This window comes from Nostoc sp. FACHB-190 (genome assembly GCF_014696905.1).
GTDB lineage: Bacteria > Cyanobacteriota > Cyanobacteriia > Cyanobacteriales > Nostocaceae > Nostoc_B.
The window spans coordinates 116,799-128,551 of record NZ_JACJQW010000007.1 but is presented as its reverse complement, the minus strand read 5'-3'; the positions used below and the strand labels follow the sequence as shown (position 1 = coordinate 128,551).

The window sequence follows — 11,753 nt, the reverse complement described above, 5'->3', positions numbered from 1 at the left end:
CAGTAAATTTCAAATTTGACTAGCAAAGCAACGAATAGTAAAAGATTGAGTTTAATGCTGGCTCATCCACATAGGAGATTTAATAATTGCGGCTGCATCGAGGTTAAATACCATTTCCTCAAGGGTATTGATAAAGTAACCTTGGATAAAAGCTGAAACTTTAGGAGACAAAAAATCAGCCGCAGGTAACTTCATTTGTTCAGTATCTAACCACTCAATATCCATCAGATTTTTGACTAAAAATCCTAGATTTTTGCCATCAATTTCTAAAATAACTGCCATCATTTTAGAGAGAAAATTCACTCCTTGTAAAAGTGATGGATAACCTAGCATCTCCTCTAAATCAACTAGCCAAAGCATTTCACCCCGCCAGTTATATATACCTAAAACACAACTAGGCATTTGAGGAACACCACATATATCTGCCAAAGATACTTGTAAAACTTCGGTAATGTGTTGCAATGATATGACTGCTTTATCGTTACTACCCAGGGTAAATCCTAAAAATTTTTGCTGGTTTTCCAATGTCAACTCATCCTTAAACAAGTTATTTTTTGAACTATTAATCTATTAGTTGGTTGTATTATCTAATAGATTAAATGACACATTTAAGCAATTTTATTGTAGGACTTGCTTCAGTGTTTTTACCAATTCTTCTTTATCAATTGGCTTGGATAAATAAGCTTCTGCGCCTAACATATTGCCCCACATTTTATCCACATCACTATTTTTCGTGGAACAAAAAACCACAGGTATTTTACTAGTTGCCGGATTCGCTTTTAGTTCTCGACAAATTTCAAATCCGCTTTTACCTGGCAAAATTACATCTAGAAAAATCACATCTGGTGTCTTGCCATCTATCTTGACTTGAGCTTCTTCACTACTTTTGGCACTAATTACGGAATAGCCAGCCTGTTGTAAGTAACGGCTGAGTATTTCCATATCTGTCAAACCATCTTCAACAATTAACGCAGTATTCATAAAAGTTTCCTACTCAATTAACTTACAAATAGAGACAAAAAATCTCAATACTCATCTATAGATGAATACGAGCTTTTAATCGAAACATAATTCAGGAGTTAGGAGCCAGAATTTCTTTTGAATTCTGTACTACTAGTTAATAAATAAACGTTTTAAAAACTCACCAAATCTACTACAGCTCTAAATCTCTAAGACCCTTCAGCAATCTCAGGGCATCGCTCCTGAATTCTGACTTCTGAATTCTGCTTCAATGATTTAATTTTGGTTGATTATTTTTGTAAATGTTAGAGAAAAAACACTTACATTTCTAATTTTGCTGCAAAAATCTGGAAGAAAAATGTTAAGGTTTGTCAAATTACAGAAAAATTGTCATAGCTAAACGCACTAGAATAATCTGGATAAATATCTTGATGAATATCCAGTTTAACTAGTTATTAGCAAGTTTAAGCAGAGTCAGTATCTAGGCTTGATTACTAATGTCCCAAAGACACTTCTAAGTTAGAGTTACTCTGTGATTTAGGCGGTGTTACGCTTGCTGGTTTCTGAACTTGCAAATATTTGCGAATTACACTCATAACTTTATCCGCAGCGACAGGTTTAGTCAGAAAATCTGTAGAGCCAACAACTTTAGCACGGACTCGATCTAATAAACCATCATTGCCCGTTAAGATGATCACGGGTGTATTAGCAAAAGCAGATACACGTCGCAACTGAGTACAAATTTCGTAACCACTAGCGACTGGCATAATTAAATCTAAAAAAATCAAATCTGGTTTATGTTGAATTAAAGTCGGTAGTGCTTGGATTGGGTCTTGAATTTTAATGAATCTAAACCCATTTGCAGTCACAATATCCTCTAAAATCTTACATACTTGGGGACTATCATCGACACAGGCAACCAATGGCATCTGAGAGTTTTTTGGTTGCAAAGCAATAGAGTTATTTTCACCTTCCGTAGCTAACAAAGGTAAGTCTGGTACTTCGATTAATTCAACAATGCCTTTGAGAATATAGGGAAGTAATGAACGAGTTATAGGTAAAACATTCTGCTTCATTTTTGCAGCTAAATCTCGTAGCGTCTGTTTACCATTCATCAAAGTGACAAAGTTATTGTAAACAGATGGACTTACCTGTTGTTGGAGTTGTTCTGGTCTCCGCAGAATTGGTGCTAAATCAGGCGAAAAGTTTGCTAAACCAGCTTCTGACCAACTTTTCCAAGAGTCTTGCATCTGTTTGACAGATAAATCTGCACTCGTGAAACTCATTGGTGTTTCTAAAATGGTATCCTGGGTGCGATCGCAACTGAAAGCCTCAAAATCTGTATGCTGGGCCAAGTCGAATAACAACTCAGTAATTGTACTTTCGACAATTGCTTGAATTTGTTCTCTGTGAATTTTTTGCCTTTTGTACAAAATTTCTAACAGGCGATAATCCCAGTAATAAACGGCAAAATCTTGTTGGCGAAACTGAATTTTCTCCACATCAATTTGCGGACAATATTGTGCCATGTATCTGCGCCAACGCCGAAACGGATGAGTACCACCTGCGGCCCAAACTATCCGACCTAGCCGATAATAAAAAGACCAGTGGTGTCCTTTAGCACTTTTGATGTTTAGCTGACCGTTGTATTGTAGCTGAGTGCAAGTTCTAAATTCATGAATGATGTTATTTGATACCATTAGTTCCGGGGGGGTCATACCTGTTTCTTATAATGCAAAAGTCAGCTTGTCCAAATCCACATTAGCCATATAGTTCTAGTTCTTGGCAAAAATGTAGAAGCTGGCGAAATAAATTTTGCAACCTTCTGAATATTGATACATAGCCTTCCCTAAGCAACATTGAACAGAGTCAGAAAATAGCAATAGAAAATTTTGTATTAGATAGATTTGCTACTAATACAAACTTTTCTTTATTTGTGAGCCAACTAAACTCATTTTTTATTTATAAAGTGGAATGGCTATATTTCAACGCTAAAATCTCATTAACATTATCTTAAGCAACTTTAATGTCAGAAATAACCGTGGAAATCCTGATTTTAAAACTATATAATTCTTTTAAAGATTTTCGAGATAATATTTTTATTTGTTAAGTATTACAAAGATATGTGTGTTATTTTTCTTAAAATACTTGTTGACTAGTAAATATTTATGTTTACAAACAAGCTATAAAAGAAATATATGGATTTTATACTGTTAGTGCTATCAACAGAACGCTTGATTGGATAAGTTGGCGAAAATTTAGTAGAAAAAACTGTCTCTTCTATCTACTGTAGCTACTAACGTTCCACAGAAAGAGACAGTTAAAATTTAGCCCCAATAATCACTTAATCTTGAAATACCATGATATTACCAGAGTAACAGGCGACCCAAACTTCTCTAGTTTGTGGGTCATAGGTAATACCAATTGGGTTAGCACCAACATTTACTTTTTGTATGACTTTTAGATCATTCGTCCGAATTTTACTAACTGTATTGTCACTATAGTTAACAACATAAAGTCTTTGCCCATCCTCTGATAAAACCATGCTACGTGGTGCGTTACCTGTAGAGATTTTCTTGATTAACTTTCCTTGTGGTAATTGAATTTTGGCTATTTTTCCTTCTCCATTCAAAGAAGCATAGAGATATTTACCAGTGGGATCTATATTTAAATGTCGTGGTGCATTACCAATATTTTTTAGCCATTTGACTGAAAAGTTATTGAGGTCAACTTTTGCAATGTCATAAGAACCCATAACAGCAACATAAGCTTGATTTGTCGCTGAATCAATTGCTATACCACGAGGATAAGGGCCAAGGGGAATTCTTTTAATTTCCTTATTTTTGACAGTATCGACAACACTTAAATCCCAAGAACACCAGTTACTAACTAGTACTAAACCTTCATTATTAGCTGTCGCTACAAATTTTGGTACTGAACCAACTTGAACAACATGATCAATTTCTAAAGAATCAGTGTTAATCCGATATAAAAAACTCTTGTCTGTTTTCTGCTCAGGACTACATTTATCACTACCTGGATTGTTAAATCCAGGGCCATACATTTGGTAGTTAGAAATCCAGGCGTACTTACCATCTTGGGAAAAACTAGCTTCAACAGGTGCGCCGCGATAATTACCTTTGAATTTGGAGTAACCAAATTTTGATAAATCAACTTTGTCGGGAATCACCTTAACTAATTTATGCTCACGGTTGTAAACAGTGATTGTGTGGTTGTACATCATGTTTTGAGCAAAAAATAACCCATTGCCAGAATGTACGACAGATTTTGGCGAAATCTTCCCAGCAATCGTTTTTTTGAGCGTCATTTTCTGAGAATGACTGGGTGAATTTTTCTGAATATTATCTTGAGTTGCTAATTGTTCAGGTTGAGCAAAATCATATTCTGAAACAGCAGCCGCTAATACTTTTTCGTTGTTTGGTTGTTCTTGTTGTGGCGGCTGATTGATGGGTTGAGTGGGTTCGGTGGCAAATTTTATGGAGTTAGTTTTTGGTGCGGTTGGAGTTTTTTCTTGAATGGGAGTTTTGAGTTCTTTTGATTTGTCTGGAACTACAGAGTTTTGGCGTGCAGGTGATTTGATAGATTGCGATTTCAGGGCTGCTAATGTTTTTGGCCCAACAATTCCATCAGCAATCAGTCCATTTTCTGTTTGAAATTTCAGGACAGCAGTTTCTGTGGCTGCATCAAAAGAGCCGGTAATTGATTGTTTGAGATACCCAGATGCTTGCAGTTGTTGTTGAATAGATTTTACATCTGCATTAATATCACCTCTGCGTAACATAGAAATTTTAGGCGTGTTAGTCTGCAACTTTGGCGAATTGATTACAGCAGGTTTGGTAGGCTGGGGCGGTGTAGTGGTTTTGATATTTGCACCAGATTCTAATACTGTTAATGTCCGATGATCAACAATTCCATTACTCACAAGTTCATGTGCTTTCTGAAATTGCATAACAGCAGTTTCTGTCGCCGCGTTAAAATCTCCCGTGATTGGTTGGTCAAAATATCCTGCTGCTTGTAGTTTCCTCTGAATTGCCATCACTTCATAACTTAGATCACCTCTTTGTAAACTTACCTGAGAGCTTACTTGAGAATTGGGGGGTGATGATTTTTTTTGAGTAGTTTTAGTAACCGCAGGTTTTGGTTTAACAACTGCTGGAGTAGCTATTCCCAAATCAGCTTCGAGTACAGCTAATGTCTGAGAACCAACAACTCCATCAGCTTTTAATCCATGAGCTTTTTGAAATTTGATAACAGCAGTTTCGGTTACAGGGCCAAAATATCCAGTTACAGCTTGTTTAAAATATCCCGCCGCTTGCAGTTTTTGTTGTAGTGATGCTACTTGTGAATTTTTTTCGCCTTTTTTTAATGCTTGCGCTGGGTTACTCCAACCCAAAGAACTCAGCCCGAAAGCACAAGAGAGAAACAGCATGAACGCTCCCCGCTTTTCTGGTACCCAGTCGAGTTCCGGATAACATAAGTCAGAACCAGCCAGATTTGCCGATTCTGAATTTATAGAGTTTTCGTAGCTTTCAGCTAAATGCAGATAAGCAAGTGTATCCATAGTTAGAGAATACCCAAGATTAAGTCAAATTTAAGACATTTTGTCGCTAGAGTAAATTGATCCACTTTTGAGATGTTTAGAGACTATTGAAATTTACTTACAATCAAGTATCATATAACACTTTTAATAACTCCGCTAATTCCAACTTATGCAAGATGTAAGTTTGAGTGGTGGCTGTTTGTGTATGTTGACCTCAAGACTGCTAAACTCTGGGTGATACGATTTGGGATTGGAGATGGTGTAATAGTTTCTTGGTAAGCTTGTCAGCTATCCATACTATCGCCATCGCTGTTCCAATGGGTGTGATGAAGAGCAGACCCATGAGGTTACTAAAAACTTAACACTTTATACTGAGAAACGCTATAAAAAGTGACTATCAATTTTTACACTGCTATAGCGATTGTTAGTGAAAAGGTTTAATTTCGTTTAAAAGGAATTAAATATGTTCAAAATTATATTTGCTGTGATGATTATAAGTTTGACGCAGTAAGCCGGTTAATTATTTTTACATTTGCTTGATTGAAAATAGGCTACGCTTTAATACGCTGTGGTTTTATATGGTCAGAGAGCGATCGCACTCACACTAAGTCATATATTTTACTAACAACCTCTAACGATATATGCTGCAAAATTTGGCGCTTCGTAACTCTTTAGGTATTAGTCTGGGTGCAATAGCTGGCGCACTTTCACGTTATTATCTCGGTTTGTGGTTCACTCAGCTTTTTGGACAAGTATTTCCTTACAGCACACTGATTATTAATGTCAGTGGCTGTTTTGTGATGGGTTTGTTTACGATGTTGGTATTGGGGAGATTAATTGTCATTAGTCCTGAAATTCGACTAGTAGTCACCACTGGTTTTTTAGGAGCTTATACCACTTTTTCTACTTATGAATTAGATGTAGTCAAGTTAATCGAAAAACAGAGTTTAGAAATGAGTTTAATTTACTGGCTAATTAGTCCTGTGTTATCGCTGCTGGGTCTTTTATTAGGAAATAAAATAGCTGAAATTATCCAGGGTACAAAAGAAGCATAGCTTGACAAATTAATTCATAGCATTTTGGCTAATGAAATACCCAATTCTATACTGATAAATCCTAAAATTGGTGTACCAGACCAGTAAAGTAATGCCGCTTGATAATTTTTAGTGCGTAAGAGGTTAGAGGTGTCCAGCGCGTAAGTTGAAAATGTTGTGTAAGAGCCTAAAAATCCGACGGCGATTAACAATGATACGGTAGAATCAATTGCAAACTTGGATACAAGGGTAGCAAAAAAACCCATCAAAAAAGCACCTGACACATTAATAAACAAGGTTCCATAGGGAAAGTTTAGCCCAAACCAGCGCCCAAATAATATGGTTAGGTAATAGCGACTGAGCGCACCTGGGACGGCTCCGAAACTAATTGCTAGAGGTACATCAATAATCAAGTTCATATATTGAATGGAATAGTCGGAAAATATGCCGCAATGCAGAAGTCAGTTTTTTTCTATAGTTGCATTACTAAACTCGATTGATATTGTTGAAACATATAAAATTTTTGAGTTGATTTGTGTCAATCTGAAACAGTTAATCTCCGACAGGGATAATATTAAAGTATAAGAAAAATGCGATCATCATGTGAAAAATGTTCATCACTAGCATTAAGTTTTATTGCAATGAGCATTGATCACACAAACAGCAAGATAGCTAGTTAAGTTGAATATGTGGGGAGAGAAAGAGATATTTTTAAATGCTGTGGCGAGGATTAATTTCCAGATATCTCTATTAATTTAATCAATCGAACTGTATTAAAGTACGTTTTCGCTGAACTAGCAATTTGCACTTTTCACCCTCTAGGCAAAGTGGGTTGAAGACAATGACAGGTTTTTCTTCTGTGTCAGCTATATATCCCTCTCCACGGGAGCTTGAGATTATGACAAGTAAATTTCGCGATCGCAGTGATGCAGGCAAGATGTTAGCAAAAAAACTAACAGCGTATACTAACCATCCAGATTTGTTAGTGTTGGGTTTGCCTCGTGGCGGTGTACCCGTAGCTTATGAAATCGCCACCAGCCTGAATGCACCACTAGATATATGTTTAGTCAGAAAGCTGGGTGTACCTGGTCATGAAGAACTAGCGATGGGTGCGATCGCGGCTGGTGGTGTGCGCGTGTTAAATTATGATGTCATCAATAATTTGGCTATCGATAGTACCACAATTGACAAAGTTGCAACTCAAGAATTGTGGGAATTACAACGACGAGATCGCGCTTATCGAGGTGAGCGTCCCCTCCCAGACATCAAAAATCGGACTGTAATTTTAGTAGATGATGGTATTGCTACAGGTTCAACCATGCTGGCGGCGATCGCGGTAGTTAAACAACAGCAACCCCAACGACTCATTGTAGCTGTACCAATTGCCGCACCAACAACCTGCCAACAGTTACAAGCGGAAGTCGATGAAATAGTTTGTTTAGTGATGCCAGAGTCATTGTATGCGATCGGTCTGTGGTATGAAGACTTTTCGCAAACAACCGATGTAGAAGTACAGCATTTACTAGCCAAACACTCAGTTATTAACAATGCAGATAAAAGCTACGCCTAAAAACGCAAAATCAAAAGCTCAATCGACTTCCATTAATCATCAGGGTCAAGTTATGAATACTACACTACTACTCAACGTTGAAGAACAAATAGTCATTGTGGAACTGGCAAACATCAGGCTCAAAGGTGAATTGGTGATACCTGCTAATGCTGAAGGACTGGTATTGTTTGCACATGGTAGTGCCAGTAGTCGCTATAGTACCCGCAACCATTATCTCGCCCACATACTACGTCAGGAAGCGAAACTAGGAACTTTGTTAATAGACTTACTTACCAAAGAAGAAGAAGCCATAGATCAGCGTACCAAACATTTTCGCAGTGATATTGGTTTCCTGGGCAACCGCTTAGTTGCTGTCACCGATTGGTTGTTAGCAAATCCCTGCACTCGTCATCTCAAGCTTGGCTATTTTGGTGCAGATACAGGTGCTAGTGCTGCATTATTAGCCGCAGCTACACATCCAATGGCTGTAAAAGCAGTTGTTTCTCGTAGTGGACAAACTGATTTAGTCAGTGAAGCCCTAGCTTGTGTGCAAGCCCCGACTTTGTTAATTATTGGTGGTAATGACTTGCCTATCATCGCTATGAATGAAGATGCACTGGCAAATATTCCCGCATTCAACAAGCAACTAGAGGTTATTTCTGGTGCAACTCATCAGTTTAGTGAACCCGGAACTTTAGAAGAAGTAGCACGATTGGCAAGTCGATGGTTTAACCACTATCTCAAAGCATCTGATTCAGGCGCAAGAGATTTACAAGGTATGTCGCTAAATTGAAGATTGAGCAGTGTGCAATCAGTTGTCGGTCTTTTTCCCCACTGATTGATTCTCAATACTTTTCGGATAAAGGTTCACTCATTCTAAATTTAGATCCCCCCGCCTACGGCGACCCCCTTAAAAAGGGGGTAAAAGAGGGTTATTAGCCCCCCTTTTTAAGGGGGGTTGGGGGGATCTGAACAAGATTTAGATGTTAACCGACATGTATTGGATTGATTCTGACTCCTAAATTCTTCAAGCACAGACTTTATTCACATTCGGAAGTGGTTTAACTGCATCCCACCAAACTTGCAATTTGGGAGTTTGAGCAGTAATCGCCTCATACTCTGGAGTTTGAGAAAGGTAAATAAAAACAGGAATGAGGTAAAAATCGGCAATAGTTAGCTGGCTACCGAGTAGATATGGGCTACCAACAGTTATCGATTCAATTGCTTGGATTGCTTTTTGTGCAGGTGCGATCGCATTTTGTATTTGCTCCTTATCTGGCTTACCACCGCGAATTGGCACAATCAGACGTTGAATGACAATTTTACTAATTGCAGCAGGATAAAAATAGTTATCAATAATTGTGATAATCTGGCGCATCCGAGCTTGAAGCATCGGTTCGGATGGGCTGAACTGATTATTGGCAAAGACTGTATTCAGGTAATCAGTAATTGCTGGAGTTTCATAAATTACTTCTCCATCTACTTCCAATGTTGGCACTTTACCAAAAGGATTTTTGGCAAGGTACTCTGGCGACTGATTTTCACCTTTGAAGATATCAATGTCTTGAACGGTATAGTCTACACCTGCTTCCTCAAGTAACAATCGGACAGTCCGAACATAAGTACTCAGAGGAGTTCCGTAAACAGTAAGCTTTGCCATAATTTTGAGATTTTTCTGCCAAAATCCAATCAGGACAAAGATACTGTATCAACAAATGCGATCGCGGTGATGGTTGGAAATGAGACAAGAGCAACATTTATAGGGGCGGGTTGAGATGATTAACGATGATCTGGGTAAACCCACCCTGACAAATTAGTAATTACTCAATAAATTCTGGTAGATCATTGGGAGCGCCACAAGCAGAAATATTCCCCGCAAAATTGACATCTGCCATTAATTCTGGATGTTCCTGCTTGCGTTGATTAATTTGTTCGCGGGTGAGAACTTTGGACTTATCAAACCCTAGCTCAATTTCGGTGTGCAAACCTTTGTATTTAACCCGTTGGAGATTGTAGAAACTTTTGTTGAAAGTTGTTTTCACAAATGCTTTGAGACACTCTAAAAGATATTTACGCTTAAATGGGTCTTTCTCAAACCAGTATTCTATTGTTTTACGCAGGTAAAATCGGGCGTAGTTACGTAACACGCCTTTGAGAACTTCTTCCCGTTCCATTGCCTCCGGTTTCATAATGGGAGTCACAAAGTTATATTGAGAATAATCTCGCACTTCTACGCGATCGCCTAACTCCTCAAATAACTCCGAAAATGGCCAAGGAGTAAACATATTCCAGTTCACCATATCAGCTTTCCAGTCCAAAGCCATCTGATAAGTTTGCTCAATGGTTTCTGGGGTTTCGTTTTCCAAGCCCATAATAAATTGAGCTTCCGCTACCATCCCATTTTGCCGCAGTAATTGAATCGCCCGCTTGTTTTGTTCAATTGTCGTTTCTTTGCGGAACAAATTCAACTTTAGCTGTGCTGCTGCTTCCGTACCCAAGGAAACATGCACTAGCCCAGCTTGACGATAAAGTGGTAAATCTTCTTCATCCCGCAATATATCTGTCACCCTGGTATTTATTCCCCAGTAAACACCTAAATTGCGTTCAATTAATTCGTTACATAAAGCGATAAATTTTGGTTTATTAATGGTTGGTTCTTCATCTGCCAAAATGAAAAAACCTACTTGATGTTTTTTGACTAAAATTTCAATTTGATCGACAAATTTCTTGGGACTACTAGAACGGTACTTGCGCCAAAATTTCCATTGAGAACAAAAACGGCAAGTAAAAGGACAGCCTCTAGCATAATTAGGCACTGCAACTCGCACATTCAGGGGAGTATAAATATATTTGCTCCAGTCCAACAAGCTCCAATCAGGGGTTAGGGTATCTAAATCTGCAATTGGTGGATGGGCTGGTGTCGCCACAACCTGTCCATTTTCTAAGAAAGCAATACCTAAAATATTACGTCGCTCACTCTCGACTGTAGCATTAGCGATCGCTTTCACTAAATTAACTGTAATTTCCTCTCCTTCTCCTCTAATAATGTAATCCACCCAAGGCGCTTCATGGAGGACTTCATTATACATATAAGTAGGGTGGACTCCACCCATAATTGTTGTTGCTTCTGGGCAAACTTCTTTAACTATCTTGAGCGTTGTTTGCGATTGATAAATCATTGGCGTGATTGCTGTCGCCAATACTATATCCGGCTGATGTTCAGCAACCATTTGCCTTAAACGATCATCCGCAATATGGTCGGTCATCGCATCAATAAAACGAATATTATTGAAGCCATAAGCTTTTAAAGCTCCACCAACATAAGGAACCCAACTTGGCGGCCAATTTCCGGCAATTTCCGCACCACCAGAATGGTAATTAGGTTGAATCATCAGAATCCGCATGTTCTACCTACCTTCTAATTTTTATCAGAAGAACAGAGAATTTTACACTTGTAATTTTGTTAGCCTACTTCTAGCAAGTGCAGAATCACAGAAATATTTATCGTAAGAATCCAGAAGTTATAATAGTTATACGACTCAGGGAAAAGGTAATAACTCAAGGTAGCAATTATGCTTCTTTCCCCTAACTTCTAGGTTCTGAATTCTTACTCTTGACCGATAAGTTTCTGCTGATTAAAATACAAACA

Annotated in this window: 10 protein-coding genes; 3 read left to right on the top strand and 7 right to left on the bottom strand. The window is 38.1% G+C overall.

Annotated elements, in window-relative coordinates:
• Positions 1–51: 51 nt before the first annotated feature.
• The 4 genes from H6G28_RS11095 to H6G28_RS11080 all read right to left on the bottom strand — a co-directional run bounded on the left by H6G28_RS11095 (position 52) and on the right by H6G28_RS11080 (position 5,542).
• Positions 52–525 carry a chemotaxis protein CheW gene (locus tag H6G28_RS11095; RefSeq protein ID WP_190592488.1) on the bottom strand — a complete coding sequence of 158 codons (474 nt, stop codon included), beginning with the start codon at positions 523–525 and terminating at the stop codon, positions 52–54.
• Positions 526–618: 93 nt separating this feature from the next.
• Positions 619–981 (bottom strand): response regulator transcription factor, encoded by a 363-nt coding sequence (locus H6G28_RS11090; protein ID WP_190592487.1) that lies wholly within the window; start codon positions 979–981, stop codon positions 619–621.
• Positions 982–1,454: 473 nt separating this feature from the next.
• Entirely contained in the window at positions 1,455–2,678 is a 1,224-nt protein-coding gene (locus H6G28_RS11085) for a response regulator (protein ID WP_190592486.1), read from the bottom strand.
• 626 nt (positions 2,679–3,304) lie between these two features.
• Positions 3,305–5,542, bottom strand: coding sequence for a peptidoglycan-binding protein (locus H6G28_RS11080; protein WP_190670741.1), 2,238 nt, complete (start codon positions 5,540–5,542; stop codon positions 3,305–3,307).
• Positions 5,543–6,162: 620 nt separating this feature from the next.
• On the opposite strand from H6G28_RS11080, the gene crcB (H6G28_RS11075) reads away from it, so the two are divergent.
• Positions 6,163–6,576, top strand: coding sequence for a fluoride efflux transporter CrcB (gene crcB / locus H6G28_RS11075; RefSeq protein ID WP_190670733.1), 414 nt, complete (start codon positions 6,163–6,165; stop codon positions 6,574–6,576).
• Between the two features lie 14 nt (positions 6,577–6,590).
• Here crcB (H6G28_RS11075) and crcB (H6G28_RS11070) read toward each other — a convergent pair whose 3' ends face one another.
• Positions 6,591–6,974 carry a fluoride efflux transporter CrcB gene (gene crcB / locus H6G28_RS11070; protein ID WP_190670731.1) on the bottom strand — a complete coding sequence of 128 codons (384 nt, stop codon included), beginning with the start codon at positions 6,972–6,974 and terminating at the stop codon, positions 6,591–6,593.
• A gap of 479 nt (positions 6,975–7,453) precedes the next feature.
• Between crcB (H6G28_RS11070) and H6G28_RS11065 the strand changes: the two genes are divergently transcribed.
• On the top strand, positions 7,454–8,125 hold the full coding sequence (locus H6G28_RS11065) for a phosphoribosyltransferase (RefSeq protein ID WP_190592482.1): 672 nt from the start codon (positions 7,454–7,456) through the stop codon (positions 8,123–8,125).
• 52 nt (positions 8,126–8,177) lie between these two features.
• A complete protein-coding gene (locus tag H6G28_RS11060) occupies positions 8,178–8,897 on the top strand; it encodes a dienelactone hydrolase family protein (RefSeq protein ID WP_190670729.1) in 720 nt (239 codons plus the stop codon).
• 234 nt (positions 8,898–9,131) lie between these two features.
• On the opposite strand, the gene H6G28_RS11055 is transcribed toward H6G28_RS11060, so the two are convergent.
• Together H6G28_RS11055 and bchE are read right to left on the bottom strand one after the other, a co-directional pair.
• Complete coding sequence (locus H6G28_RS11055; protein ID WP_190670710.1) at positions 9,132–9,764, bottom strand: glutathione S-transferase family protein; 633 nt, start codon at positions 9,762–9,764, stop codon at positions 9,132–9,134.
• A gap of 160 nt (positions 9,765–9,924) precedes the next feature.
• Positions 9,925–11,508: a magnesium-protoporphyrin IX monomethyl ester anaerobic oxidative cyclase gene (gene bchE / locus H6G28_RS11050; protein WP_190670708.1), complete on the bottom strand. Its 1,584-nt coding sequence runs from the start codon at positions 11,506–11,508 to the stop codon at positions 9,925–9,927.
• Positions 11,509–11,753: the final 245 nt, after the last annotated feature.

Excerpts from the sequence above, each read along its gene's own strand:
- H6G28_RS11065 (WP_190592482.1), top strand. The coding sequence starts at position 7,454 with ATGACAAGTAAATTTCGCGATCGCAGTGATGCAGGCAAGATGTTAGCA.
- H6G28_RS11085 (WP_190592486.1), bottom strand. The coding sequence starts at position 2,678 with ATGACCCCCCCGGAACTAATGGTATCAAATAACATCATTCATGAATTT.
- bchE (WP_190670708.1), bottom strand. The coding sequence starts at position 11,508 with ATGCGGATTCTGATGATTCAACCTAATTACCATTCTGGTGGTGCGGAA.
- crcB (WP_190670731.1), bottom strand. The coding sequence starts at position 6,974 with ATGAACTTGATTATTGATGTACCTCTAGCAATTAGTTTCGGAGCCGTC.
- H6G28_RS11080 (WP_190670741.1), bottom strand. The coding sequence starts at position 5,542 with ATGGATACACTTGCTTATCTGCATTTAGCTGAAAGCTACGAAAACTCT.
- crcB (WP_190670733.1), top strand. The coding sequence starts at position 6,163 with ATGCTGCAAAATTTGGCGCTTCGTAACTCTTTAGGTATTAGTCTGGGT.
- H6G28_RS11055 (WP_190670710.1), bottom strand. The coding sequence starts at position 9,764 with ATGGCAAAGCTTACTGTTTACGGAACTCCTCTGAGTACTTATGTTCGG.
- H6G28_RS11090 (WP_190592487.1), bottom strand. The coding sequence starts at position 981 with ATGAATACTGCGTTAATTGTTGAAGATGGTTTGACAGATATGGAAATA.
- H6G28_RS11060 (WP_190670729.1), top strand. The coding sequence starts at position 8,178 with ATGAATACTACACTACTACTCAACGTTGAAGAACAAATAGTCATTGTG.